The organism is Actinomadura montaniterrae, from assembly GCF_008923365.1.
Lineage (GTDB): Bacteria > Actinomycetota > Actinomycetes > Streptosporangiales > Streptosporangiaceae > Spirillospora > Spirillospora montaniterrae.
In genome coordinates this window covers 13,484-38,634 of record NZ_WBMR01000016.1, presented here as the reverse complement: position 1 = coordinate 38,634, position 25,151 = coordinate 13,484, and the positions used below count along the sequence as shown (strand labels likewise).

Genomic DNA, 25,151 nt, shown 5'->3' with positions numbered 1-25,151 from the left:
CCGATGCTCTACCACTGGATCATCGACGTGCTGTTCTGGATCGCCGTCGTGTTCCTCGTCGGGGTGTACGTGTCGTGGCGCGCCACCCGGCTGGACCGGCTGCACGTCCGCGTCGAGACGGCCCGCGCCGCGCTGGACGCCGCACTGGTCAGGCGAGCCGCCGCCGCGCTGGAGCTGGCCGCGTCCCGGCTGCTGGACCCGGCCGCGAGCCTCGTTCTGGCGACCGCCGCGCACGAGGCCCGTACCGCGGATGCCGACAACCGCGAGTTCGCTGAGAGCGATCTGTCGCGCGCGCTGCGGGCCGTGACCGACCAGCCGGACTTCGCCGGCACCGTCGCGGGGGAGGGCGGCGACGGCGCCGACGTGCTGGAGGAGCTGTCCTCGTCGGCCGCGAAGGTCGCCTACGCGCGCCGCTTCTACAACGACGCCGTCGCGCAGGCGCGCGCCGCGCGCCGCAAGCCGCTGATCCGCGTCCTGCCGCTGGCCGGCCGCGCCCCGCTGCCGGACTTCTTCGAGATCGACGACGACCCGCCCGGCATCTGACCTCCCGGCGCCCGCGCCGCCCTTTTGATCGCCGCGGGCGGGCCGCCGCGTACAGCGGACCGGGCGAACGCATCATGTCCGTTCGCTACCCTCGGGCAGATCGCCGCAAAGGGAGGGTTATGCGACACGCGTGGCACAGGACGGCACGGGGCAGGGCGGCCGCGGGACTCGGCGCCGCCGTGCTCGGCGCGGCCCTCGCGGCCTGCTCCGACTCGCACGGATCGGGCACCGCGGCGCCGCCCAGCGCGCACGGCGGCACCTCCTCGGAGACCCCCGCGCCGGCGACGCACCCGTTCAACGGCGGCACCAAGGGGCTGAAGAACCCCGTCCTCGCCGTGAAGATCGAGAACACTAAACCGGCCATGCCGCAGGCGGGCGTGTCGGCCGCCGACATCGTCTACGTCGAGCAGGTGGAGGGCGGCGAGACCCGGCTGATGGCGGTGTACTCGTCCAAGCTGCCGAAGCGCGTCGGGCCGGTCCGCAGCGCCCGCATCTCCGACCTCCACATCCTCCCGCAGTTCGGGCATCCCGCCTTCGCCTTCTCCGGCGTGCAGAGCAAGATGAAGAAGTACATCCGCAAGGCGCCGGTGTACGACATCTCCCAGGAGAACGCGGGATCCGCCTACTCCCGCTCCAGCGCGAGGCGGATCCCCTACAACCTCTACGGCGACCCGAAGGCCCTGCTCAAGGACGCGCCCAAGGCGTCCGCACCGCGCGACATCGGCTTCCGCTTCGGCCCCGCGCCCGAAGGCGGCAAGCCGACCGGTTCGTTCACAGCGAAATGGCCGGCGGCGACCATGGGCTTCACCTGGTCCGCCAAGCAGAAGCGGTGGCTCGCCAGCTGGGGCGGAAAACCGGACACCGCGGCCGAAGGTGGACGGCTCGGCGGCGCGACCGTCGTCGTCCAGTACGCCAAGACGACCCGCTCACAGTTCCATGACTTCCTCGGCAGCTACACCCCGCTCATCCAGACGACCGGCACCGGCCGCGCCACCGTGCTGCGCGACGGGAAGGCCTACGACGCCAAGTGGTCGCGCCCCTCGGAGACCTCCGGCACCACCTACACCACCGCCGACGGCAAGCCGATGACGTTCGCGCGCGGACAGGTCTGGGTGGTCCTGCTGAACGACGGCAAGCCCCACATTCCATAGCGCCGCGGGCGGCCGGTCAACGGCCAATTCCCGCCCATTGGCCTGCCCCCGCGGGGCCGTCGAAACGCCCCGCTAGCAGGCAATATCATGGAAGGCGAACTGTCGTCCGCGCACGTGAGGAATGCCCGTGTCCACTTTGAATTCCGCCCCGGAGAACGCGCCCGAGACCGGCACCGCCCGCGTCAAGCGCGGCATGGCGGAGATGCTCAAGGGCGGCGTGATCATGGACGTCGTCACCCCCGAGCAGGCGAAGATCGCCGAGGACGCCGGTGCCGTCGCGGTGATGGCCCTGGAGCGGGTGCCCGCCGACATCCGCGCCGAGGGCGGCATCTCCCGGATGAGCGACCCCGACATGATCGACGGCATCATCAGCGCCGTCTCCATCCCGGTGATGGCCAAGGCCCGCATCGGCCACTTCGTCGAGGCGCAGGTGCTGCAGGCCCTCGGCGTCGACTACGTCGACGAGTCCGAGGTGCTCACCCCCGCCGACTACGAGAACCACATCGACAAGTGGGCGTTCACCGTCCCGTTCGTGTGCGGCGCCACCAACCTCGGCGAGGCGCTGCGCCGCATCACCGAGGGTGCGGCGATGATCCGCTCCAAGGGCGAGGCCGGCACCGGCGACGTCTCCAACGCCACCACGCACATGCGCCAGATCCGGCAGGAGATCCGCCGGCTCCAGTCGCTGCCCGAGGACGAGCTGTACGTCGCCGCCAAGGAGCTCCAGGCCCCGTACGAGCTGGTCAAGGAGGTCGCGCAGGCCGGCAAGCTGCCCGTGGTGCTGTTCACCGCCGGCGGCATCGCCACCCCCGCCGACGCCGCGATGATGATGCAGCTCGGCGCCGAGGGCGTGTTCGTCGGCTCCGGCATCTTCAAGTCCGGCAACCCGGCGCAGCGCGCCGAGGCGATCGTCAAGGCCACCACCTTCCACGACGACCCCGGCGTGATCGCCAAGGTGTCCCGCGGCCTCGGCGACGCCATGGTCGGCATCAACGTGGCCTCCCTCGGCGAGGACCAGAAGTTCGCCCACCGCGGCTGGTGACGCCCGGCCGTGCCCGAGCCGCGTGCCTGGATCGCGCGCCCGGCCGCCCGGTCCGATGACCGGGCGGTCAGGCGGGTGGCCCCCTCCCCGGCGCGGCGCCGGAGGGATTACGCTGGCGGCGCGGCCGGTGAGGGGCCGGGTCGCCGGGGCGGGCCCCCCGGAGACCGGGCGCCCCTGCGCGGTGCCCGGCCGCGGGAGGGGAGAGCATGGCTTGGTCCGTCGCGCTGGCGTGCGCGAGCGCGGGTGAACCCACCGAGGTGTTCCGGCCGGGCCTCGTGCCCGACCCCGGCGAGGCGGCGCGGATCGCGCGCGGCCTCTACCCGGCGGCCACCCTCACCGAGACCGGCGACACCGTCCTGGACTTCGCGCTCTGGCCGTACGAGGACGAGCTGTTCGTCGGCGCGTTCGAGCGGGCGCTGCTGCTGTGCGACCGGCGGCTGTTCTGCCTGGACGACGACGCCCGCCGGATCGCCGACACCGCGGCCGCCGCGCTGCCCGGCGCGTCCTGCGGCGTGCTGGTCCTGCACACGGTCATCCGCGGCTGCTGGTTCCGCTGGTACACCGACGGCGAGCTGCTCCGCGACGTGTTCGTCACCGCGGAGGACGGCGTGGTCGTCGACCAGGGGGAGCGGCTCCCCGCCGAGCGCCCGTTCTGGCGGGCCATCGACGCCGGCGCCCCGGACGTCCCCCTCCCGTTCGACCACGAGGAGTTCGGGCTCGCGCTCGCCGCGGCCCACATGTTCGGCCGCGGCATCGCCGACCGGGGCAAGGACGGCTTCCTGCCGCTGGAGCTCCCGCTCCGCCGCTTCAAGCACGCGTGATTTCGGCAAGCCAGGCCCGGGGTCCTCGCCTGGCGGCTCGGACCCCGACCTGTCTTGGGCGAGCGCGGCATCGCTTCGCGATCTTCCCGGGGAGGCTCGCCTCCGGCTTCGCCTCCCCGGTCAGGTCACGCGCTCGCGCGGCGGCTCGGGTGCTCGCGGCGGGTGCGGACACGCCCTAGGGGAAGATCCATCGCGTCCCGCCGTGTTGTACGGAATGTCCACAGTTCTTCTTCCTATATCCGCGTCTGCGCGACCCTTGAGAGGTTCACCCACGTGACTGCTGCCGAACCGACGATCGGCGTCCTCGCCCTCCAAGGCGACGTGCGCGAGCACGCCCGCGCCCTGGAGCAGGCCGGCGCGCGCACCCTCAACGTGCGGCGCGCCGAGGAGCTCGACCAGGTCGACGGGCTCGTCCTGCCGGGCGGGGAGTCCACCACCATGTGGCGGCTGGCGCGCGCGTTCGAGCTGCTGGAGCCGCTGCGCAAGCGGATCGAGGGAGGCCTGCCCGCCTACGGGTCCTGCGCCGGCATGATCATGCTGGCGGACCGGATCCGGGACGGCGTGGCGGGGCAGGAGACCGTCGGCGGCATCGACATGACCGTGCGGCGCAACGCGTTCGGCCGGCAGGTCGACTCGTTCGAGTCCGACGTGCCGCTGACCGGTATGGGGGACACGCCGTACCACGCCGTTTTCATCCGCGCACCCTGGGTGGAGTCCGTCGGCGACGCCGTCGAGGTCCTCGGACGCGCCGAGAGCGGCCCGAACGCCGGTAGGATCGTCGCCGTCCGCCAGGGTCGCCTCATGGCGACCTCCTTCCACCCGGAGCTGACGGGCGACTTCCGCGTGCACCACTACTTCGCCGATCTGGTGCGCCGGGCGATGCGCAAGGAGGATTGACTGAATGTCCGGCCATTCCAAATGGGCGACGACCAAGCACAAGAAGGCGGCCCTCGACGCCAAGCGGGGCAAGCTCTTCGCCAAGCTGATCAAGAACATCGAGGTGGCGGCCCGCACGGGCGGCGGCGACCCCGACGCCAACCCCACCCTGTACGACGCCATCTACAAGGCGAAGAAGAACTCCGTCCCCAACGACAACATCGAGCGCGCGCGCAAGCGCGGCGCCGGTGAGGAGGCCGGGGGCGCCGACTGGCAGAACATCACCTACGAGGGCTACGCCCCCGGCGGTGTCGCCGTGCTGATCGAGTGCCTGACCGACAACCGCAACCGCGCCGCGTCCGAGGTCCGGGTGGCCCTCACCCGCAACGGCGGCTCCCTCGCCGACCCCGGCTCGGTGTCGTACATGTTCAACCGCAAGGGCGTCGTGATCGTCCCGAAGGCGGGCACCAGCGAGGACGACGTCATGATGGCCGTCCTCGACGCCGGCGCGGAGGAGGTCAACGAGCTCGACGACGAGAACTTCGAGGTCGTCAGCGAGGCCGGCGACCTGGTCGCGGTCCGCACCGCGCTGGTCGAGGCCGGGATCGACTACGAGTCGGCCGAGAGCAAGTTCCTGCCGAGCGTGACCGTCCCGCTCGACGAGGACAACGCCAAGAAGGTCTTCCGCCTGCTGGACGCCCTCGAGGACTCCGACGACGTCCAGGACGTCTACGCCAACTTCGACGTCTCGGACGAGGTCCTCGCTTCGCTGGACTAGCGTCACGGGCGTGGCGCCCTGCGGGGCGAGGATCGCAACGACGTGTCCGACGCAGTGATGGAGAAGATCGACGCCTGAGAGCCGCGTCGCACGCCGGGAACGCCGCCGCCGCCCGTGAGGGCGCGGCGGCGTTCGGCTTCCCGGGGCGTCCGCGCGATGGTCTACGGTCGGGATCATGGAGATCCGCGAGCTCACCGCCGAGGAGATGGAAGCCACCCGGGACATCCGCGCCCGCGCCTTCGGGCCGCTGACGGACGCGGAATGGGCGGCCACGCTGCGCCGCGCCGAGCCGGTGCTGGCGGCGGGACGGCAGTTCGGCGGCTTCGACGGCGACCGGATCGTGGCGACCGGCCGCATCCACGACATGACCCAGTGGTGGCACGGGCGCGCGGTCTCCATGGGCGGCATCGGCGGGATCACGGTCGCGCCGGAGGAGCGCGGACGCGGGCTCGGGCGCCGCCTGATGACCGAGATCCTGGAGCGCTGCGCCGGGTTCGGGCACGCGGTGTCGATGCTGTATCCCGCGACGACGCGGATCTACCGGTCGCTCGGCTGGGAGCACGCCGGCGCCCAGCACAAGATCGAGCTTCCGGTGGAGGCGCTGCGCGGCATCGCCGCCGAGCGGGTGCCGGTCCGCCGCGCCGGGCCCGAGGACGCGGCGGAGGTAGCGGCGGTGATCGGCCGCGCCCACGCGGCCGCCGGCGACTGCGGGCCGATCGGCTGGCACGAGTCCATGTGGCCGGGCTTCCTCGACGACCCCAACGAGTACTGCTATCTCGCCGAGGACGGCTTCCTCGCCTACCGCTGGGCCGAGGGGAACGCGGCGCTGGAGGTGATCCGGGCCGTGGCGGCCTCGGAGCGGACGCTGCGCGCGCTCTGGGCCATCGTGGGCTCCGGTTCCTCGACGGCGTCGACGGTGAAGGCCTGCGTCTCGCCCATGGACCCGGTCCTGTGGCTGCCGGGGGAGCGGGAGAAGGAGATCGTCCGGCGCAGCCAATGGATGCTGCGGGTGGTGGACGCGCCCGCCGCGATCGAGGCGCGCGGCTACCCCGAGGGCGTCGCCGCGGCGGTCCCGCTGGAGATCGACGACCCGCAGCGGCCGGAGAACTCGGGCCACTGGCGCCTCGAGATCAAGGACGGCGAGGGGCGGCTGGAACGGTCCGGCCCGGACGCCGGCGCCGTCCGCATGGGTGCGCGGGGCCTGTCCGCCCTCTACGCGGGCATACCGGTCGCCACCCTGCGCCGCGCCGGGCTGCTCGCCGGCGGGGACGCGGGGGCGCTCTCCGCCGCGTTCGCGGCCACGCCGTTCTCCCTCGACTACTTCTAGCGGGACACGCCCGCCGCACACGAACGATGTCATCCTGAGTTGGTAGCGTGTTCGGCCGAACAGATGATCGAAGGAGCGGCCGTGCGGGTGATGGGGGTGGACCCCGGGCTCACCCGGTGCGGGGTGGGGGTCGTCGAGGGCGCGCCCGGCAAGCGGCTGCACCTGGTGCACGTGTCGGTGGTGCGGACCGACCCCGCCGAGGACCACGCGCTGCGGCTGCTCGGCGTCGAGCGGGGGATCGAGGCGCTGATGGACGAGCTGGCCCCCGACGCCGTCGCCGTCGAGCGGGTGTTCTCCCAGCACAACGTCCGCACCGTGATGGGCACCGCGCAGGCCGCCGGCATCGCGATGCTGGCCGCCGCCCGCCGCGGCCTGCCGGTCGCGCTGCACACCCCGAGCGAGGCCAAGGCCGCCGTCACCGGCAACGGCCGCGCCGACAAGGCGCAGGTGACGAAGATGGTCACCCGCCTGCTGAGCCTGGAGACCGCGCCGAAGCCCGCGGACGCGGCCGACGCGCTCGCCCTCGCGATCTGCCACGTGTGGCGCGGCAGCGCGCAGCGGCGGCTCGCGCGGGCGCAGGTCTCGCGGATCGAGGAGCTGGCGCGGGCCGAGCGCGAGCGGCTGGCCGCCCGGAGCACCACCGCCCCTGGGGGCCGGAGCAGAGGAGGAAGCGTCCAGTGATCGCCTTCGTCAGCGGCCAGGTGGCCGCCGCCGGGCCGGACGGCGCGGTGATCGACGTGCACGGCGTCGGCCTGGCCGTGCAGTGCACGCCCGCGACCCTCGCGGGGCTGCGGGTCGGCGACCACGCGAAGGTGCCGACCTCGCTGGTCGTCCGGGAGGACTCGCTGACCCTGTTCGGGTTCGCCGACGACGACGAGCGGACGGTGTTCGAGCTCCTGCAGACCGCCAGCGGCGTCGGCCCCCGCCTCGCGCTGGCGATGCTCGCCGTGCACACCCCGAACGCGCTGCGCCGCGCCGTCGCCACCGAGGACCTGACCGCGCTGACCAAGGTGCCGGGGATCGGCAAGAAGGGCGCGCAGCGGATCGTCCTGGAGCTGAAGGACCGGCTCGGCGGGCCCGTCGGCGACGGCGCCGCCGAGGTGCGGGCGCCCGCCGCGGCCGAGGCGTGGCGCACCCAGGTCCAGATGGGCCTGATCAACCTCGGCTGGTCCGCCAAGGACGCGGACGCGGCCGTCGACGCCGTCGCCGCCGACCTCGACGGCGCCGAGGCGCCCCCGGTCGCGGCTCTGCTGAAGTCCGCGCTGAAGAAGCTCGCCAAGTGATGGAGGAGAGCGAGCGGCTGGTCTCGGCGGACGCGGAGGGCGCCGAGGAGCAGGTGATCGAGGCGGCGCTGCGGCCGAAGAAGCTCGACGACTTCGTCGGGCAGGAGCGGGTCCGCGAGCAGCTGTCGCTGGTGCTGCGCGGGGCGCTGCGGCGCGGCCGCACGCCCGACCACGTGCTGCTGTCCGGCGGCCCCGGGCTCGGCAAGACCACCCTCGCCATGATCATCGCGGCGGAGCTGGGGCAGCCGCTGCGGATCTCCTCCGGCCCCGCGATCGAGCGCGCCGGCGACCTGGCGGCGGTGCTGTCCACCCTCGCCGAGGGCGAGGTGCTGTTCCTCGACGAGATCCACCGGCTGGCGCGCCCCGCCGAGGAGATGCTCTACATGGCGATGGAGGACTTCCGGGTCGACGTCGTCGTGGGCAAGGGGCCGGGCGCGACCGCGATCCCCCTCGACATCGCGCCGTTCACGCTGGTCGGCGCCACGACCCGGGCGGGCATGCTGCCGGGGCCGCTGCGCGACCGGTTCGGGTTCGTCGCGCACATGGACTTCTACGAGCCCGCCGAGCTGGAGGTGATCGTCCGGCGGTCGGCGCGGCTGCTGGACGTGGAGATCACCGACGACGGCGCCGCCGAGGTCGCCGGGCGGTCCCGGGGGACGCCCCGGATCGCCAACCGGCTGCTGCGCCGCGTCCGCGACTACGCCGAGGTCCGCGCCGACGGCGTGATCACGCGGGAGCTGGCGAAGGCCGCCCTGCGACTCTACGAGGTGGACGAGCGTGGTCTGGACCGGCTCGACCGGGCCGTCCTGGAGTCGCTGATGCGCAAGTTCGGCGGGGGGCCGGTGGGGCTGTCGACGCTGGCGGTGTCGGTGGGGGAGGAGCCCGAGACGGTGGAGGTCGTCGCCGAGCCGTTCCTCGTCCGGCAGGGCCTGCTGGCCCGGACGCCCCGCGGCCGCATCGCGACGCCCGCCGCGTGGGCGCACCTCGGCATCGCCCAGCCGGCCGCGTCGCCCATGGCCGGTACGCTGTTCGAGGTGGACGACGGCGCCGATCGGCCCGAATAGTGATCATGTTGTAACGGGATGGGAACTTCCCGGCGTCGCGGATCGTCACGTCGTTGCCGGGGTCTCGCGTACTCTCTAGACTCCGGGACTTGGTTCCACCGTCTCCAGCCCGCGTTCCCCATGGGGTGGCCGATCCGGTCACAGGCTGGGCAAACCACATCGGAAGGATGCCCCAGTAATGGGCAGCGACATGATTTTGGCGGCTTCGTCCGGCGGCAGCGGGGGCTTCAACCTGCTGCTGCTCCTCGCCGTCCCCGTGGTGTTCTACTTCCTGCTCATCCGGCCGCAGAGCAAGCGGCGCAAGGAGCAGATGCAGATGCAGAGCGCCATGGAACCGGGAGCCCGGGTGCTGACCACCAGCGGCATCCGCGCCACCGTGGTCTCCGTCGACGACGACGGTCTCCTGCTGGAGATCGCGCCGGGCGTCGAGGTCCACTTCGTCAAGCAGGCCGTCATGCAGGTCCTCAAGGACGACGAGCCCGAGGAGCTGGACGACGAGGCCGACGACGACGAGCTCGAGGCGGACGAGGACGGCGAGCGCGTCGACCTGTCCAAGGACGAGCCGTCCGAGGTGGACCTGTCCAAGGACGCCGACGGCGCCGCCGGCGCGGCGGACCTCGACGACGAGGACGAGGCCGGGGAGTCCAAGCCCAAGGCGAAGGCCAAGGCCGGGGAGAAGCCCTCGGCCTGACGCGCCTCCGGCAACGACTCAAGGACGGGAAGAAAACGACCAGTGGCCTCGCCTAGCAACGTTCCCAAGCCCGGGCGCACGCTCTTCGCGCTCTTCGCGGTCATCGCGATCCTGGCCGGCGTCGCGCTCCTGCAGGGGCAGACCAAGCCGAAGCTCGGCCTGGACCTCGCGGGCGGGACGACCGTCACGCTCACCGCCAAGACCGAGAAGGGCAAGAACCCGCCGTCCGGCCTGATGGACCAGGCCGTCAAGATCATGACGCAGCGGGTCAACGGTCTGGGCGTGTCCGACGCCGAGGTCGCCAAGCAGGGCAGCAACAACATCGTGGTGAACGTGCCCGGCGAGGGGCAGAGCCGCGTCGTGGGGCTGATCGGCACGACCGCCAAGCTGCAGTTCCGGCAGGTGTTCGCCTACGCCGACGGCAAGCCCACGGCGGGCGGGGCGACGCCCTCCCCGTCGGCGAGCCCGTCCGGCACGGCGAGCCCGTCCGGCAAGCCGACGACGAAGCCGTCGGGGTCGGCGTCGCCGTCCGCGTCCGCCACGCCGCGCAAGCGCGCGGTGTCGGACGCGCTGGCGGCGCCGACGCCGAACCCGTCCGGCTCGGGCTCGCCGTCCCCGTCGGCGTCCCCCTCGGCGTCGCCGTCCTCGCCGCTGGTGTCGCCGTCCACCGGCACCGGCACGCAGACCTACCCGGGCGTCACCGACAAGGCGGTCGTCCAGCAGTTCGAGTCGCTGGACTGCTACAACGGCGACCGGCACGCGCCGGGCGCCAACGACCCGAAGCGCCAGTTCGTCGCGGCGTGCGCGCAGAAGGTCGAGAACGGCCAGGTCGGCAAGTACATCCTCGGCCCGGTCCGGGTGCTCGGCGAGAACGTCAAGAGCGCGACCGCGATGCCGCCGAACTCCCAGCAGGGCCAGGCGAGCTGGTCGGTGTCGCTGAAGTTCGACGGCAAGGGCGCCAAGCAGTTCGGCGACGTCACCACCGACGCGTCCAAGGCCTACCAGAGCGACTCGTCGTCGCCGCAGGCGCAGGTCGCGATCGTGCTGGACGGCCAGGTCGTCTCCGCGCCGCAGATCAACCAGGGCGCGATCACCGGCGGCAGCGCCAGCATCGACGGCCCCGCCGACAGCTTCACCCAGCAGTACGCGACCGACCTCGCCAACGTGCTGAAGTACGGGGCGCTGCCGCTGGAGTTCAAGCAGAGCTCCATCGACGAGGTGTCGTCCACGCTGGGCTCCGACCAGCTGACCGGCGGCCTGATCGCCGGCGCGATCGGCCTCGGCCTGGTCGTCGTCTACTGCCTGCTGTACTACCGGGGCCTCGGCCTCGTCGCGGTGTCCAGCCTGATCGTCGCGTCGATCATCACCTACGAGGCGGTGGTGATCCTCGGCGAGGGGATGGGCTTCCGGCTCTCGCTGCCGCACATCATCGGCCTGATCGTGTCGATCGGCATCACCGCCGACTCGTTCATCGTCTACTTCGAGCGGCTGCGGGACGAGCTGAGAGCGGGCCGCCGGCTGCGCTCGTCGGTGGAGAACGCCTGGAAGCGGGCGCGGCGCACCATCCTGGTCGCCGACGCCGTGACGTTCCTGGCCGCCGTGGTGCTGTACTTCCTCGCGGTCGGCGGCGTCGCCGGGTTCGCGTTCGCGATGGGCCTGACCACGCTGATCGACATCGTGGTGGTGTTCTTCTTCACCAAGCCGCTGGTGGCCCTGCTGTCGCGGACGAGGTTCTTCGGCCGCGGGCATCCGATGTCCGGGCTGGACGCCAAACGGCTGCGCCGCAACCCGCAGGACGCCGACGGCGTCGCCGCCCGCAAGACGAGCCAGGAGGCCTGAGCCATGGGGCTGCGCGCGGTCATCTCCCGGATCTACCGGGGTGAGATCAGCGCCGACATCGTCGGCAAGCCGAAGATCTGGTACTCGCTGTCCGGGGCGCTGCTGATCCTGTCGCTCGCGGGGCTGCTGATCCAGGGCCTCAACTTCGGCGTGGAGTTCAAGGGCGGCTCGGTCTTCACCTTCAAGGCGCCGAGCTCCTCGATCGAGCAGGTGCGCTCCGCCGCGACCGACGGCGGCGCGCACGACCCGATCGTGCAGAAGGCCGGCGACGACTGGCGGGTCACCACCCAGAGCCTGTCCTCGGACCAGGTGACCCAGGTCAAGTCGACCATCACCAAGGAGCTGAAGGTCCCGGCCAGCAAGGTCAGCACCCAGGTGGTCGGCGCCTCGTGGGGCGGGGAGATCCAGAAGAAGGCGTGGCAGGCGCTCATCGTCTTCATGATCCTGATCATCGGCTACCTGTCGGTGGCGTTCGAGTGGCGGATGGCGGTCGCCGCCGTCGTCGCCCTCGTGCACGACCTGATCATCACGGCGGGCGTGTACGCCTGGTCCGGGTTCGAGGTCACGCCCGCGACGCTGCTGGGGTTCCTGACGATCCTCGGGTACTCGCTGTACGACGCGGTGGTCGTCTTCGACATGATCAAGGAGGTCACGAAGCCGCTCGGCCCGACCTCCAGGACGACCTACAGCGAGGCGGCGAACCAGGCGCTCAGCAGCACGCTGGTCCGGTCGCTGAACACCTCGCTGGTCGCGATCCTGCCGGTCGGCGCGATCCTGTTCATCGGCACCACGCTGTTCGGCGCGGGCACGCTGAAGGACCTGTCGCTCGCGCTGTTCGTCGGCATGATCATCGGTACGTACTCCTCGCTGTGCGTGGCGACGCCGCTGCTGGTGCAGCTCAAGGAGCGCGAGCCGAAGTACAAGCAGATCCGCGCGAACATCGCCCGCCGCGAGCAGAGCGCCAAGCGGCAGGCCAGGAGCGCGAAGGTCAAGGCCGCGACCGGTGCGTCCGGCGACACGTCCTCGGGCGACACGGCGTCCGGCGACGAGCCGGACGACGACGGCGACGACGCGCCGGCCTCCGGGACCCTGCCGTCCGGCGTGACCATCCGGAAGGTCGTGCAGACGGGGCCGCGGCAGCAACCGCGCCGCGGCACCCGCCAGCAGCGCCGCGGCGGCAAGTAGAGCGAGACGCGCCGTGCCCGCGCCGGTCACCCACCGTGGTGACGGGCGCGGGCACGGCGCGGTTCTGAGCGGGATCACGTGGGATTCGTCACAGGGAGTGAAACGGTGGACCTCGGCAAGCTGATCCAGGAGCGGATCCGCGACGTGGACGACTATCCGAAGCCGGGCGTGGTGTTCAAGGACATCACCCCGCTGCTGGCCGACCATGTGGCGTTCGCGGGGGTCGTCGACGCGATCGTCAACCACCACGGCCGCGGCACCGTCGACAAGATCGTCGGGATCGAGGCGCGCGGGTTCATCCTCGCCGCGCCGGTCGCCTACCACTTCGGCGCGGGGTTCGTCCCGGTGCGCAAAAAGGGGAAGCTGCCGTCGCGGACGCACGAGGAGACCTATGATCTCGAGTACGGGACCGAGACGATCGAGATCCACGTCGACGCCTTCGAGCCCGGCGACCGGGTGCTGATCGTCGACGACGTGCTGGCCACCGGCGGGACGGCCCGGGCCGCCGCCGAACTGGTCCGCCGCGGCGGCGGCGAGGTCGTCGGCCTGTCGGTCCTGCTGGAGCTGTCGTTCCTGCACGGGCGCGGCAAGCTGGGGAATCTGGACGTCCATTCATTGGTTACGGTCTAGGACGAAATGCCCGGCGGATACACTGGCCACCAGGGTTCCGCCGGGGACGGGTGCGTTCCCGCCGGCGCGGAGACGGCGCCCGCGAGGGCTGAGGAGGCTGGGTGCGCGGTGAGGTGGCATCGACCGGAGCGGTGACCGACGCCGCCGTGGACGCCGCGGACGAGACCCGCCGTGAGCGGGACGCCGCGGAGTCCGCAGAGCGGACCGGTGCGCCCACCGCCGCGGAGCGACGCCCCGCCGACGAGCCCGCTGCCCGCCCGCCCGCCACCGCCCAGGACCCGTCCACCGGATCACCGCCCGCAGGATCATCGTCCACCGGATCACCGCCCGCAGGATCATCGTCCGCCGGATCGGCGTCCGAAGGATCATCGGCGGCGGCCGGATCGCCGCCCGCCGACGAGGCGGCCGCCGCGGCGCCCGCGCAGCGGCCCGGCACCGAGGCCGCGAAGGACGCCACCGCCCCGCCGTCGTCCGGATCGTCCGCGGCGAAACCGTCCGCGCCGAAACGGGCCGCGTCGAGACCGTCCGCCGCGAAACCGTCCGCGCCGCGAACGACCGCGGAGAAGCCGCAGGCCACGGCGCCCCCCGCCGACGGGGCCGCCGGAACGCCGGCCGCGGCGGCCCGCCCCGTCCAGGGGCCGGCGACGCCGCCGGCGCCCGCCTCCCCGGGAGCCACGCCCTCCGATGCCCAGTCCAGGACGACGCCGGCCGCGATCCCACCGTCCGCCGCCCGGGTGCGCCGCAGGCTCGCCAGGCTGGGCGCCCAGCGGGGTCCCGCTATGAACCCGGTACTCGAACCGCTCATCAAGACCGTCCGCAACACCCACCCCAAAGCGGACCTGCGGCTGATCGAGCGCGCCTACGACGTCGCCGCGCACTACCACCGCGACCAGAAGCGCAAGAGCGGCGACCCGTACATCACGCACCCGCTCGCCGTCGCGACCATCCTCGCCGAACTCGGCATGAACACCGAGACGCTCTGCGCGGCGCTGCTGCACGACACCGTCGAGGACACCGAGTACACCCTCGAGGAGCTGCGCGCCGACTTCGGCGACGAGATCGCCGCGCTCGTCGACGGCGTCACCAAGCTCGACAAGGTCAAGTACGGCGAGGCCGCCGAGGCCGAGACCGTCCGCAAGATGGTCGTCGCGATGTCCCGCGACATCCGCGTCCTGGTGATCAAGCTCGGCGACCGGCTGCACAACATGCGGACGCTGCGCTACATGCCGCGGCACAAGCAGGAGAAGAAGGCCCGCGAGACCCTCGAGGTGTTCGCGCCGCTCGCGCACCGCCTCGGCATGAACACGCTGAAGTGGGAGCTGGAGGACCTCGCGTTCGCCACGATGTACCCCAAGCGGTTCGACGAGATCGCCCGGCTGGTGTCCGAGCGCGCCCCGCGCCGCGACGTCTACCTGCAGGAAGTGATCGAGAACGTCTCCACCGACCTGCGCGAGGCCCGGATCAAGGCCACCGTGACGGGCCGGCCGAAGCACTACTACTCGATCTACCAGAAGATGATCGCCCGCGACGTCAGCTTCGACGACATCTACGACCTGGTCGGCATCCGGGTCCTCGTCGACAGCGTCCGCGACTGCTACGCCGCCCTCGGCTCGATCCACGCGCGATGGAACCCGGTCCCCGGCCGGTTCAAGGACTACATCGCGATGCCGAAGTTCAACATGTACCAGTCGCTGCACACCACGGTGATCGGCCCCGAGGGCAAACCCGTGGAGCTGCAGATCCGCACCTGGGGCATGCACCGCCGCGCCGAGTACGGCGTCGCCGCGCACTGGAAGTACAAGGAGGAGACGGTCGGCGGCCGCAAGGCCGGCGACATGCAGTGGCTCCGCCAGCTCCTCGACTGGCAGAAGGAGACCGCCGACCCGGCCGAGTTCCTGGAGTCGCTCCGCTTCGACCTGTCGGTCTCCGAGGTGTTCGTGTTCACCCCGAAGGGCGACGTCATCGCGCTGCCGCAGGGCGCGACCCCCGTCGACTTCGCGTACGCGATCCACACCGAGGTCGGGCACCGATGTATCGGCGCCCGCGTGAACGGCCGCCTCGTCCCCCTCGAATCGACCCTCGACAACGGCGACACCGTCGAGGTCTTCACCTCCAAGTCGCAGGACGCCGGCCCGAGCCGCGACTGGCTCGGCTTCGTCAAGTCCGCCCGCGCCCGCAACAAGATCAAGCACTGGTTCTCCAAGGAGCGCCGCGACACCGCGATCGAATCCGGCAAGGACTCCATCGCCCGCGCGATGCGCAAGCAGAACATGCCGCTGCAGCGGATGATGTCCGGGGAGGCGCTGCTCGCCCTCGCCCGCGACATGCGCTACACCGACGTGTCGTCGCTGTACGCGGCGGTCGGCGAGGGCCACGTGTCCGCGCAGACCGTCGTCCAGCGCCTCGTCGACGCCCTCGGCGGCGTGGAGAGCGCCGAGGAGGACCTCGCCGAGATCGCGCTGCCGACCCGCCGCAAGCGGGGCCGCCCTGTCGGCGACCCCGGCGTCGTCGTCGCCGACGACCCCGACGTGTGGGTCCGCCTCTCGCGCTGCTGCACCCCGGTGCCCGGCGACGACATCGTCGGTTTCGTCACCCGCGGCCACGGCGTGTCCGTCCACCGGGCCGACTGCGCGAACGTCGCCAGCCTGAAGTCCCAGCCCGACCGACTGATCGACGTCAAGTGGTCCCCGGGCGAGGACTCGGTCTTCCTCGTCGCGATCCAGGTCGAGGCCCTCGACCGCCCGCGCCTGCTGTCGGACGTGACGCGCGTCCTGTCCGACCAGCACGTCAACATCCTGTCGGCGTCCGTCACCACCACCCGCGACCGCGTCGCCGTCTCCCGCTTCACCTTCGAGATGGGCGACCCGAAGCACCTCGGCCACGTCCTCAAGGCCGTCCGCTCCATCGACGGCGTCTACGACGTCTACCGCGTCACCAGCGGCGCCACCCGCTGACAGACGAGGGCGACCACCGCTTCGCCGGCGCTCCGCTGCGTTCGCCGTAGCGGACGAGGGCGGCCACCGCACTGTGCGGTGACCGCCCTCTCGGCGTTTCGCGGGTCAGCTCTCGGCGGGGGCGTCTTCGGGGATGACGTCGACGCCGGCCTCCTTGCGCTGCGCCGGGGTGATCGTCGTCGGCGCCGCGGTCAGCGGGTCCAGGCCGGACGCGGCCTTCGGGAAGGCGATCACGTCGCGGATGGTGTCGCCGCCCGCCAGCAGCATGACGGTGCGGTCCCAGCCGAACGCGATGCCGCCGTGCGGCGGCGGGCCGAACTTGAACGCCTCCAGCAGGAAGCCGAACTGCGACTCGGCCTCCTCCTTCGACAGCCCGAGCACGTCGAACACGCGCTGCTGCATCTCGGCGCGGTGGATACGGATGGAGCCGCCGCCGATCTCGTTGCCGTTCAGGACGAGGTCGTAGGCGTCGGCGAGCGCGGAGCCCGGGTCCTCGTGGAAGGTGTCGGCGAACTCCGGCTTCGGCGCGGTGAACGGGTGGTGCACCGACGTCCAGCCGATCTGCTCGCCCTTGTCGTTCTCCACCGGCTCGAAGATCGGCGCGTCGACCACCCAGACGAAGTTCCACGCCGACTCGTCGATCAGGTCGCGGCGGCGGCCGATCTCCAGGCGGGCCGCGCCGAGCAGCTCCTGCGTGGCGTGCCGCTTGCCGGCGCCGAAGAAGATCGCGTCGCCGGGGGAAGCGCCGGTCTTCGCGGCGAGCCCCTCCTTCTCGGTGTCGGACAGGTTCTTCGCGACGGGGCCGCCGAGCGTGCCGTCCTCCTGGACGAGGACGTACGCGAGGCCGCGGGCGCCGCGGGCCTTCGCCCAGTCCTGCCAGCCGTCCAGCTCCTTGCGGGTCTGGGACCCGCCGCCCGGCATCACGACCGCGCCGACGTACGGGGCCTGGAACACCCGGAACGACGTGTCGGCGAAGTACTCGGTCATGTCGGTCAGCTCGAGGCCGAACCGCAGGTCGGGCTTGTCGGAGCCGTACCGGGCCATCGCGTCGGCGTAGGTGATGTGGGGGATCGGCCGGGGGATCTCGTACCCGGCGATCTCCTTCCACAGCCGCGCGACGAGGTCCTCGCCGACCTCCAGGACGTCGTCCTGGTCGACGAACGACATCTCGATGTCGATCTGGGTGAACTCCGGCTGCCGGTCGGCGCGGAAGTCCTCGTCCCGGTAGCAGCGGGCGATCTGGTAGTAGCGCTCCAGGCCGCCGACCATGAGCAGCTGCTTGAACAGCTGCGGCGACTGCGGCAGCGCGTACCAGTGGCCGGGCTTGAGCCGGACGGGCACCAGGAAGTCGCGGGCGCCCTCGGGGGTGGAGCGGGTCAGCGTCGGGGTCTCGACGTTGACGAAGCCGTGCTCGCGCATGACCTCGTGGGTGAGGAAGGACGCCTCGGAGCGGATCCGCATCGCCCGCGCGACCGCGTCGCGGCGGATGTCGAGGTACCGGTACTTGAGCCGGATCTCCTCGTTGACGTTGACGTCGCCCTCGATCGGGAACGGCAGCGGCGCCGACTCCGACAGCACCTGGATGTCGGTGGCGGCGACCTCGATGTCGCCGGTCGGCAGCTCGGGGTTCTCGTTGCCCTCGGGCCGGACCCGGACCTCCCCGACGACCTTCACGCAGAACTCCGAGCGCAGGTCGTGCGCCGCCTCGTCCTCGCGGAAGACGACCTGCGCGGTGCCGGACGCGTCGCGCAGGTCGATGAACGTGACGCCGCCGTGGTCGCGGCGGCGGCCGACCCAGCCGGCCAGCGTGACCTGCTGCCCGGCGTGCTCCTTGCGGAGCGTGCCCGCCTCGTGGGTGCGGATCATTTCCGAAGCCTTTCCTTCAACGTCGTGGTGAGGTCGGTGAGGGGGACGGCGTCCTGCTCGCCCTCGGCCAGGTCCTTGACCTGGGCGACGCCGCCGGTGATATCTCGCTCACCGAGGATCACGGCGTACCGGGCGCCCGACCGGTCGGCGTCCTTCATGGCGCCCTTCAGCTTCTTGCCGCCGAACGCCATGTCGGCGGCGATCCCGGCCCGGCGCAGCTCGGCGACCAGGGTGAACAGCCGGCGTTCGGCGGTGTCGCCGAGCGCGACCCCGAACACCTCGCAGCGCGGCTTCGCGGCGAACGCGACGCCCTCGCCCTCGCCGTCCGCCGACTCGGCCTCCAGCGCGAGGATCGTGCGGTCGAGGCCGAGGCCGAACCCGATGCCGGGCAGCGGCGGGCCGCCGATGTCCTCCGACAGGCCGTCGTAGCGTCCGCCGCCGCCGATGCCGGACTGCGCGCCGAGCAGCGGGTGGTCGAACTCGTACGTGGTGCGGGTGTAGTAGTCGAGGCCGCGGACGAGGGTGGGGGTGTCCTCCCAGGCGATGCCGAGGTCGGACAGCAGCTCCCGGACCCGGTCGTGGTAGGACTTGCAGTCCGGGCAGAGGTGGTCGGCCATCAGCGGCGCGTCGGCGAGCTGCGCCCTCACCTGGGGGCGCTTGTCGTCCAGGACGCGCAGCGGGTTGATCTCGACGCGGGCGCGGGTGTCCTCGTCCAGGTCGAGCTTGCGCAGGAAGTCCTGCAGCAGCGCCCGGTAGGCGGGACGGCACTCCTTGCAGCCGAGCGAGTTCAGCAGCAGCCGCACCTGCGTGAGGCCGAGCGAGCGGTACCAGTTCGCGGCGATCGCGATCGTCTCGGCGTCGACCTGCGGGTCCTCGGTGCCGATCGCCTCCAGGTCGAGCTGGTAGAACTGCCGGTACCGGCCCTTCTGGGGGTTCTCCGCGCGGAACGCGGGCCCGGTCGTCCACACCTTCACCGGCAGCGCGCCCTTGTGCAGGTTCTTCTCCAGGACGGCCCGCAGCACCGACGCGGTGAACTCCGGACGCAGCGTCAGCGACCGGCCGCCCCGGTCCTCGAAGGTGTACATCTCCTTCGACACCACGTCGGTGGACTCCCCGACGCCCCGCCGGAACAGGTTCGTGTCCTCGAAGACGGCCAGCTCCAGGTAGCCGTAGCCGGCCAGCCGCGCCTGCTCGGCGAACGCCTCGCGGATGGCGTAGAAGAGGTCCGCGCGCGGCGGAACGTACTCACTGACCCCCTTGGGGGCCCGGAAACTCGAACTCATGGTCTTTTCGGCTCAGAATCCCTTGTTGGGCCCGCCGGCGGGCTTCAGCTCCGCCAGGAACGGGTTGGTCGCGCGCTCGCGGCCGATTGTGGTCTGGGTGCCGTGCCCCGGCAGGACGGCCGTCTCGTCCGGCATGGACAGGCACACCCGGGACAGGCTCGCGAGGATCTCCTCGTAGGAGCCGCCCGGCAGGTCGGTGCGGCCGATCGACCCCGCGAACAGCAGGTCGCCGGTGAACATCACGTCCGGCAGCTCCTGCGTCTTCGGCGTACGGAAGGTCACCGACCCGGGCGTGTGGCCGGGGGCGTGGTCGACGGTGAAGCTGAGCCCCGCCAGCTCCAGCACGGCGCCGTCGGCCAGCTCCTGCACGTCGTCCGGCTCGGTCAGCTCCAGGCCCCCGAACAGCTGCTGCCCGGGGCCGAGGGACAGCCCCTTGGCCGGGTCGGTGAGAAGGTCGCGGTCGTCCGGATGGATGTAGGCCGGGACGTCCTTGGCGCCGCACACCGGCGCCACCGACCACACGTGGTCGATATGGCCGTGCGTCAACAGCACCGCGACCGGCTTCAACCGGTGCTCGCGCAGGATCTCCTCGATCCCGGCCTCGGCGTCCTGGCCCGGATCGACGATGACGCACTCCTCGCCCGCGGCGGGCGCCACGACATAGCAGTTCGCGGCGAACGATCCAGCGGGGAACCCGGCGACGAGCACGGTCGTCCTTCCTTAGAACCATCTCGGGTGGGCTTGTCCGAGCGTACCGGCGCGGCCGCGGCCATCGCGAACGAGATAGGCCGATCGCCGTGTCGCGCGGCGGCCCGCGGCGGATCCGGCGGGGCGGCCCGGGCCGCCGCGGCTTCCTCCACGTTCGTTCAGGCTGGAGTCCGTCCAGGGCCCCAGTGCCGCTACTATGCGCTGCACGTTCACCTGATCACAGCGGAAGGGCAGGCACGTGGCGGCGAAGGACCGCAAGAAGCAGCTCGCTCGGCAGCGCTACGAGCGGCAGCAGCAGGCGCTGGCGCAAGCGGCCGCCAAGGCCCGCCGCGTCAAGATCATCAGCTCCGCGGTGGCGGTGGCGGTCGTCGTGGTGGGCGGCGCCGCGGTCGTCGTGTTCACCGGCAAGGACGACAAGTCCAAGGCCGACGGGCTCCACTGCGCCTACAACCCCGCGGGGCAGGCCGTGGGCAAGGTCAAGGACCTCGGCACGCCGCCGAAGAAGCCCGCCTACAAGGGCACAGTCCAGGCCACGGTGAAGACGAACCAGGGCGACGTCGTCATGGCCCTGGACGCCAAGGCCGCGCCGTGCACCGTGGGGTCGTTCGTCTACCTCGCCCAGAAGGGCTTCTACGACGACAGCCCGTGCCACCGGCTGACCAGTGGCGGCCTGAACGTCCTGCAGTGCGGCGACCCGTCCGGCCAGGGCACCGGCGGCCCCGGGTATGAGTACGCCAACGAGAACACGGCGAACGCCAAGTACACCGCCGGGACGCTGGCCATGGCGAACTCGGGCCCCGACACCAACGGCAGCCAGTTCTTCCTGGTCTACAAGGACTCGCAGCTCCAGCCCGACTACTCGGTGTTCGGCAAGATCACCAAGGGGCTGGACGTCCTGCAGAAGATCGCCAAGGCGGGCTCCGACCCCGCGGGCGACGGGAAGCCCAAGAAGAAGGTCACGATCCAGGACGTCACGATCGCCCCGGTTTAGGCGATCGGGATACTAAGGTGTGGAGGGTCCGGAGGCCGTGAGCCCGATCGGACCTGCGATTCAGGAGGCAAGGGTGTCCAGCGCGACCGATCCCTGGGGCCGGGTGGACGAGGACGGCACCGTCTATGTCAGGACGTCCGGCGGCGAACGCGTCGTCGGTTCCTGGCAGGCCGGCGCGCCCGAAGAGGCCCTGGCCTACTTCAAGCGCAAGTACGACGCGCTCGCCACCGAGATCGGCCTGCTCGAACAGCGCGTCCGCACCACCGACCTGCAGCCCGCGCAGGCCCAGCACAGCATCGCCCGGCTGCGCGAGGCCGTCGGCGAGGCGCACGCCGTCGGCGACCTCGACGCGCTCGCCCGCCGGCTCGACGGCCTCACCGAGCAGGTCGGCCGGCGCCGCGAGGAGGTCAAGGCCCAGCGCGAGCAGCACCGGCACGAGGCCCGCGAGGTCAAGGAGCGCATCGTCGCCGAGGCCGAGCGGATCGCCGCCGAGGAGACGCACTGGAAGAACGGCGGCGAGCGGCTCCGCCAGCTCGTCGAGGAGTGGAAGGCCGCGGACCGCATCGACCGGCCCACCGAGACCGCACTGTGGAAGCGGCTCTCCTCGGCCCGCAACGCCTTCACCAAGCGCCGCAAGGTCTACTTCGCGACCCTGGACGACCAGCGCGAGGAGGCCCGCCGGGAGAAGGAGCGCCTCGTCGCCGAGGCCGAGGCGATGCGGGAGTCGACCGACTGGGGCGAGACCGCCGCCGCCTACCGCGACCTCATGCGCCGCTGGAAGCTCGCCGGCCGCGCCTCCCGCGACGCCGAAGAGGACCTGTGGGCCCGCTTCAAGGGCGCCCAGGACACCTTCTTCCAGGCTCGCAGCGCCGCGTTCGCCGAGCGCGACGCCGAGTTCCGCGGCAACGCCGAGGAGAAGGAGAAGATCCTCGCCGAGGCCGAGCGGCTGCTGCCCGTCCGGGACGTCCGGCAGGCCCGGCAGGCGCTGCGCGCGATCCAGGAGCGCTGGGAGGCCGCCGGCATGGTGCCCCGCGACCAGCGCGACCGCCTCGAGGGCCGGCTCCGCAAGATCGAGGAGGCCGTCCGGACCGCCGAGGAGTCGGAGTGGCGCCGCACCAACCCCGAGGCCCGCGCCCGCGCCGAGGCCACCGTCAACCAGCTGCGCAGCTCCATCGACCAGCTGGAGAAGCGCCTGGACAAGGCCCGCGCCGCCGGCCGCGACAAGGACGTCAAGGACGCCGAGGAGGCCCTCGGCGCCCGCCGCGCCTGGCTCGAGGAGGCCGAGCGGACGCTCGCCGAGTTCTCTTGATTGCCCAGGGGGGACGACCCCCCTGGAACCCCCCGTCACGACGGGCAAGGCGTTTCCCGCTCCGCTTGCGCTCCGCGTGAAACGCCTTGCCCGTCGTCGGGCAGGCCCGCTGCGCTCGCTGCACTCGCTCCGCGTGCCTGCCCGTGGCCGGGGCTGAGGTCTGGCCTTCCGCGAGGATGCCCAGCCGGCTCTTCGGGACCGAGTTCGAACCGGGTCTTCCGTCAGGTGATCGGCCTGCCCAGGAAGGCGAGGAGGCGGGTCTGCTCGTCGGCGCCTTGGGGGGCGGGGAGCTGGGGGGCCAGCTGGCCCGCGGTGCGGAGGTCGGCGGCGATCATGTGGGCGGTCGCGAGCGCGTGGTGCACGAGGTCCGGGTCCAGCCGGGTCGGCTGGCCGGTGGCGCGGGCCAGGTCCCAGGCGTGCACCAGCGGCTCCAGGATGTAGCCCTGCAGGTAGTCGCCCAGCGGCAGCCGGCCGAGCGCGCCCACCGGGACCGGGCGGCCCAGCCCGTCCGGGGTCAGCGCCGCGGCGGCCTCCTTGCGGGCCGTCCGCCACGCGGCGAGGGCGTCCCCCGGCACGAAGCGCGCCGGGTCGGTGCCGATGTCCGGCGCGGGCTCCCCGGTCGCCAGCGACCGGACCAGGTACTGCCCGCCCGTGACGTGGCCGGCGACGTCCCGCGCCGTCCAGCCGTCGCAGGGCGAGGGGGCGTCCCAGGCGTCCCCGGGGACGCCGGCCAGCAGACCTTCGAACAGGTCCAGAGCCCGGTGGTAGCCGCTGAGGTTGTGAGCCATGGTGGTCAGTGACCCGCGATCGGACCGCGCTGTCAAGCGCTATCGCGAAGCTCGTCCGGACGCGGCGCGGGCGGACCCGGCGGGCGGCGCTGCGGCACCGCCCGCCGGGCCGTCAGGCGGGCGCCGCGCCGCGCTCCCGGAGCATCGCGTTCATCTGCGCGATCTCCGAGAGCTGCCCGTCGACCATCGTCCGGGCCAGCCGGCGCACCTGGTCGCGGCCGGTCCGCTCGAGGACGGCGCGGGCCATGTCCACGCCGCCGCGGTGGTGCGCGATCATGAGCCGGAGGAACAGCACCTCGGCGTCCTTGCCGGACGCCTTGCGCAGCTCGGCGAGCTGCGCGTCGGTCGCCATCCCGGGCATGGTGGCGCCGGTCGCGGGGGCCGGCATGGCCATCCCGGCGTGGCCGGACATCCAGCGCATCGGCCCGGCCGGGTCGGTCTTGGGCACTCCCCACTGGTCGAGCCAGGCCGTCATCATGCCGATCTGCGCCGACTGGGTGTTGATGATGTCGTAGGCCAGCAGCCGGACGGCGGGATCGGACGTCCGGTCCCGGACGATGAACGACATCTCCACGGCCTGCGCGTGGTGGGCGCTCATGTCGCGGGCGAACCCGGCCTCGGGGCCGTCCGTGCCGGGCTCGCCGGACTTCCAGGCCGCCGTCCCGAGCAGCGCCGCGGCGGCGAGGAGGACCAGGGCCGCGATGGCGACGGTGACGCGCCGGCCCCGGGGCCGGACGGCGTCGTCGGCGCCGGTCACGGGGTGTCCTTCGCTCCGTCGCAGGCCGCGCCGGGCTCGGGGGTCTGCGGGCCCTTGACGAACGCGCTCAGGAACCGGTCCACGCGCGCGTCGCCGGCGTCCTGGAGCTTCAGCTGGTGTCCCCAGGCGGTGAGCGCGATCGGCGCGTCCAGCGAGGGGTACGGGCTGAGGAACGTGTAGTCGGTGCGCTCCACCTTGGCCTTGAGCGCGTCCAGCTGGGCGGCGGCCAGGCCGGGGCGGTAGGTGATCCAGACGGCGCCGTGTTCCAGCGAGTGGACGGCGTTCTCGTTGCGCAGCGGCTGGTCGTAGACGCGGCCGTCGCAGTTCTGCCACACCGGGTCGTGGTCGCCGCCCATGGGCGGGTTCGCGTTGTACGTGACGGAATCGGTCGTGTGGTTGCGGGTAAGGCCGTTCTTGACCACCACGCCCTTGATGGACGAGGCGTCGTCGGCGGACGACGGCCTCGACTGGACGAACGCATAGCCGATGGCGACGACGGCGATCAGGCCGATGACGGTGAAGAAGGCGATGCCGCCCCACGGCACCTGCCGCTGCGTCAGGGCGTTCTTCTTCCGGGCTTGCTTGTTCCGGGCGCTCTTGGACATGGAGCGCTCCTCTCAGGAGTCTCAGGGGGCATACGGACATGGCGGCATCGCGCCGGCGCGGCCATGCGCGCGGCGGGCGGTGCCGGTGGGCCTTACGGCCGGTCCGTCACAGCCGGAGAACCTGGAGGGACGCCAGGGAAACGGGCGAGAAGAAGCCGCCGGGCGGCGGGGCGGGGGCCCGGCCGCCGCGGGCGGGCAGGCGCAGCAGCGCCCGGCGGCCCGTGGCGAGCCCCAGCAGCATGAGGGCGAAGAGCACGGCCAGGCAGAGGCACGCGTCCGCCGGAGCCAGCGGGGGGAGCCTCAGCGGCGCGCTGAGGGACGTGGCGGCGGGCCCTGGATGCCCGGGTACGCCGTGAACGGGCACGCCGTGAACGGGCACGCCGTGAACGGGAGCGGTGTGGGAGGCGGGCGCGTGCCCGGTGGGGGCACGGCCGGCGGAGGCGGGGCCGCCGGGCTCCGCCGCGGTGTGGTGCAGCGCGGCGGCGACCTCGGCGGGCACGCTCATCCCGTTCTCGATGCACACCCGGTCGGGCAGCCCGTGCCCGAGGCCGTAGCTGAAGACGAGCCCGGCCACGACGAACAGCGCCACGAGCAGGCCCGCCTGCCCATGGCGCCGGCGGTGGGCCGTTCCGGACACCGTCACGCTCCTGACTCCGTCTT

At 72.3% G+C, this 25,151-nt stretch carries 24 protein-coding genes; 17 read left to right on the top strand and 7 right to left on the bottom strand.

What is annotated here, in order from left to right; genetic code table 11:
• The first annotated feature begins 3 nt into the window (after positions 1-3).
• The 15 genes from F9B16_RS08645 (at position 4) to F9B16_RS08575 (ending at position 16,184) form a co-directional block, all read left to right on the top strand.
• Positions 4-543: a hypothetical protein gene (locus tag F9B16_RS08645; protein ID WP_151539466.1), complete on the top strand. Its 540-nt coding sequence runs from the start codon at positions 4-6 to the stop codon at positions 541-543.
• Between the two features lie 119 nt (positions 544-662).
• Positions 663-1,694, top strand: a complete 1,032-nt coding sequence (locus F9B16_RS53535) for a DUF3048 domain-containing protein (protein ID WP_151539465.1) — start codon at positions 663-665, stop codon at positions 1,692-1,694.
• A gap of 121 nt (positions 1,695-1,815) precedes the next feature.
• Positions 1,816-2,736 (top strand): pyridoxal 5'-phosphate synthase lyase subunit PdxS, encoded by a 921-nt coding sequence (pdxS, locus tag F9B16_RS08635; protein ID WP_151539464.1) that lies wholly within the window; start codon positions 1,816-1,818, stop codon positions 2,734-2,736.
• A gap of 206 nt (positions 2,737-2,942) precedes the next feature.
• Complete coding sequence (locus F9B16_RS08630) at positions 2,943-3,557, top strand: DUF6928 family protein (RefSeq protein WP_151539463.1); 615 nt, start codon at positions 2,943-2,945, stop codon at positions 3,555-3,557.
• A gap of 273 nt (positions 3,558-3,830) precedes the next feature.
• Positions 3,831-4,454, top strand: coding sequence for a pyridoxal 5'-phosphate synthase glutaminase subunit PdxT (gene pdxT, locus F9B16_RS08625; RefSeq protein WP_151539462.1), 624 nt, complete (start codon positions 3,831-3,833; stop codon positions 4,452-4,454).
• Positions 4,455-4,458: 4 nt separating this feature from the next.
• Positions 4,459-5,211 carry a YebC/PmpR family DNA-binding transcriptional regulator gene (locus tag F9B16_RS08620; RefSeq protein ID WP_151539461.1) on the top strand — a complete coding sequence of 251 codons (753 nt, stop codon included), beginning with the start codon at positions 4,459-4,461 and terminating at the stop codon, positions 5,209-5,211.
• 175 nt (positions 5,212-5,386) lie between these two features.
• Complete coding sequence (locus tag F9B16_RS08615; RefSeq protein WP_151539460.1) at positions 5,387-6,538, top strand: GNAT family N-acetyltransferase; 1,152 nt, start codon at positions 5,387-5,389, stop codon at positions 6,536-6,538.
• Positions 6,539-6,619: 81 nt separating this feature from the next.
• Positions 6,620-7,219 (top strand): crossover junction endodeoxyribonuclease RuvC, encoded by a 600-nt coding sequence (gene ruvC / locus F9B16_RS08610; protein WP_151539459.1) that lies wholly within the window; start codon positions 6,620-6,622, stop codon positions 7,217-7,219.
• On the top strand, positions 7,216-7,821 hold the full coding sequence (gene ruvA, locus F9B16_RS08605; protein WP_151539458.1) for a Holliday junction branch migration protein RuvA: 606 nt from the start codon (positions 7,216-7,218) through the stop codon (positions 7,819-7,821). Before ruvC ends, ruvA begins: the two co-directional genes overlap by 4 nt.
• Positions 7,821-8,885, top strand: a complete 1,065-nt coding sequence (ruvB, locus tag F9B16_RS08600) for a Holliday junction branch migration DNA helicase RuvB (protein WP_151539509.1) — start codon at positions 7,821-7,823, stop codon at positions 8,883-8,885. Before ruvA ends, ruvB begins: the two co-directional genes overlap by 1 nt.
• 178 nt (positions 8,886-9,063) lie before the next feature.
• On the top strand, positions 9,064-9,576 hold the full coding sequence (gene yajC / locus F9B16_RS08595) for a preprotein translocase subunit YajC (RefSeq protein WP_192808671.1): 513 nt from the start codon (positions 9,064-9,066) through the stop codon (positions 9,574-9,576).
• 42 nt (positions 9,577-9,618) lie between these two features.
• A complete protein-coding gene (secD, locus tag F9B16_RS08590; protein WP_151539457.1) occupies positions 9,619-11,415 on the top strand; it encodes a protein translocase subunit SecD in 1,797 nt (598 codons plus the stop codon).
• 3 nt (positions 11,416-11,418) lie between these two features.
• Positions 11,419-12,600, top strand: coding sequence for a protein translocase subunit SecF (gene secF, locus F9B16_RS08585; protein ID WP_151539456.1), 1,182 nt, complete (start codon positions 11,419-11,421; stop codon positions 12,598-12,600).
• Between the two features lie 105 nt (positions 12,601-12,705).
• A complete protein-coding gene (locus F9B16_RS08580) occupies positions 12,706-13,230 on the top strand; it encodes an adenine phosphoribosyltransferase (protein ID WP_151539455.1) in 525 nt (174 codons plus the stop codon).
• A 779-nt stretch (positions 13,231-14,009) separates the two neighbouring features.
• Complete coding sequence (locus tag F9B16_RS08575; RefSeq protein WP_151539507.1) at positions 14,010-16,184, top strand: RelA/SpoT family protein; 2,175 nt, start codon at positions 14,010-14,012, stop codon at positions 16,182-16,184.
• Between the two features lie 105 nt (positions 16,185-16,289).
• On the opposite strand, the gene aspS is transcribed toward F9B16_RS08575, so the two are convergent.
• The 3 genes from aspS to F9B16_RS08560 are packed head-to-tail and all read right to left on the bottom strand — an operon-like array spanning position 16,290 to position 20,041.
• Entirely contained in the window at positions 16,290-18,050 is a 1,761-nt protein-coding gene (gene aspS, locus F9B16_RS08570; RefSeq protein WP_151539454.1) for an aspartate--tRNA ligase, read from the bottom strand.
• Positions 18,047-19,333: a histidine--tRNA ligase gene (gene hisS / locus F9B16_RS08565; RefSeq protein ID WP_151539453.1), complete on the bottom strand. Its 1,287-nt coding sequence runs from the start codon at positions 19,331-19,333 to the stop codon at positions 18,047-18,049. Before hisS ends, aspS begins: the two co-directional genes overlap by 4 nt.
• A 12-nt stretch (positions 19,334-19,345) precedes the next feature.
• Positions 19,346-20,041 (bottom strand): MBL fold metallo-hydrolase, encoded by a 696-nt coding sequence (locus tag F9B16_RS08560; protein ID WP_151539452.1) that lies wholly within the window; start codon positions 20,039-20,041, stop codon positions 19,346-19,348.
• Positions 20,042-20,279: 238 nt separating this feature from the next.
• On the opposite strand from F9B16_RS08560, the gene F9B16_RS08555 reads away from it, so the two are divergent.
• Both F9B16_RS08555 and F9B16_RS08550 read left to right on the top strand, forming a co-directional pair.
• Complete coding sequence (locus tag F9B16_RS08555; protein WP_151539451.1) at positions 20,280-21,032, top strand: peptidylprolyl isomerase; 753 nt, start codon at positions 20,280-20,282, stop codon at positions 21,030-21,032.
• A gap of 73 nt (positions 21,033-21,105) precedes the next feature.
• On the top strand, positions 21,106-22,341 hold the full coding sequence (locus F9B16_RS08550; protein ID WP_151539450.1) for a DUF349 domain-containing protein: 1,236 nt from the start codon (positions 21,106-21,108) through the stop codon (positions 22,339-22,341).
• 221 nt (positions 22,342-22,562) lie between these two features.
• Here the strand turns inward: F9B16_RS08550 and F9B16_RS08545 are convergent, their stop codons facing one another.
• The 4 genes from F9B16_RS08545 to F9B16_RS08535 all read right to left on the bottom strand — a co-directional run bounded on the left by F9B16_RS08545 (position 22,563) and on the right by F9B16_RS08535 (position 25,128).
• A complete protein-coding gene (locus tag F9B16_RS08545) occupies positions 22,563-23,129 on the bottom strand; it encodes a TIGR03086 family metal-binding protein (protein ID WP_151539449.1) in 567 nt (188 codons plus the stop codon).
• A gap of 112 nt (positions 23,130-23,241) precedes the next feature.
• The gene (locus tag F9B16_RS52520; protein ID WP_225991469.1) at positions 23,242-23,886 is read right to left on the bottom strand and encodes a DUF305 domain-containing protein; all 645 of its coding nucleotides are present in this window, start codon (positions 23,884-23,886) and stop codon (positions 23,242-23,244) included.
• Positions 23,883-24,491 (bottom strand): DUF3105 domain-containing protein, encoded by a 609-nt coding sequence (locus F9B16_RS52515; RefSeq protein ID WP_225991468.1) that lies wholly within the window; start codon positions 24,489-24,491, stop codon positions 23,883-23,885. The genes F9B16_RS52520 and F9B16_RS52515 overlap by 4 nt, the downstream gene beginning before the upstream one ends.
• A gap of 106 nt (positions 24,492-24,597) precedes the next feature.
• Positions 24,598-25,128 carry a hypothetical protein gene (locus F9B16_RS08535; protein ID WP_151539448.1) on the bottom strand — a complete coding sequence of 177 codons (531 nt, stop codon included), beginning with the start codon at positions 25,126-25,128 and terminating at the stop codon, positions 24,598-24,600.
• Between the last annotated feature and the right edge of the window lie 23 nt (positions 25,129-25,151).

Excerpts from the sequence above, each read along its gene's own strand:
- secF (WP_151539456.1), top strand. The coding sequence starts at position 11,419 with ATGGGGCTGCGCGCGGTCATCTCCCGGATCTACCGGGGTGAGATCAGC.
- yajC (WP_192808671.1), top strand. The coding sequence starts at position 9,064 with ATGGGCAGCGACATGATTTTGGCGGCTTCGTCCGGCGGCAGCGGGGGC.
- aspS (WP_151539454.1), bottom strand. The coding sequence starts at position 18,050 with ATGATCCGCACCCACGAGGCGGGCACGCTCCGCAAGGAGCACGCCGGG.
- pdxS (WP_151539464.1), top strand. The coding sequence starts at position 1,816 with ATGCCCGTGTCCACTTTGAATTCCGCCCCGGAGAACGCGCCCGAGACC.
- F9B16_RS08645 (WP_151539466.1), top strand. The coding sequence starts at position 4 with ATGCTCTACCACTGGATCATCGACGTGCTGTTCTGGATCGCCGTCGTG.
- hisS (WP_151539453.1), bottom strand. The coding sequence starts at position 19,333 with ATGAGTTCGAGTTTCCGGGCCCCCAAGGGGGTCAGTGAGTACGTTCCG.
- ruvB (WP_151539509.1), top strand. The coding sequence starts at position 7,821 with ATGGAGGAGAGCGAGCGGCTGGTCTCGGCGGACGCGGAGGGCGCCGAG.
- F9B16_RS52515 (WP_225991468.1), bottom strand. The coding sequence starts at position 24,491 with ATGTCCAAGAGCGCCCGGAACAAGCAAGCCCGGAAGAAGAACGCCCTG.
- F9B16_RS08575 (WP_151539507.1), top strand. The coding sequence starts at position 14,010 with ATGAACCCGGTACTCGAACCGCTCATCAAGACCGTCCGCAACACCCAC.
- F9B16_RS08630 (WP_151539463.1), top strand. The coding sequence starts at position 2,943 with ATGGCTTGGTCCGTCGCGCTGGCGTGCGCGAGCGCGGGTGAACCCACC.
- F9B16_RS53535 (WP_151539465.1), top strand. The coding sequence starts at position 663 with ATGCGACACGCGTGGCACAGGACGGCACGGGGCAGGGCGGCCGCGGGA.
- F9B16_RS08615 (WP_151539460.1), top strand. The coding sequence starts at position 5,387 with ATGGAGATCCGCGAGCTCACCGCCGAGGAGATGGAAGCCACCCGGGAC.
- F9B16_RS08620 (WP_151539461.1), top strand. The coding sequence starts at position 4,459 with ATGTCCGGCCATTCCAAATGGGCGACGACCAAGCACAAGAAGGCGGCC.
- F9B16_RS08545 (WP_151539449.1), bottom strand. The coding sequence starts at position 23,129 with ATGGCTCACAACCTCAGCGGCTACCACCGGGCTCTGGACCTGTTCGAA.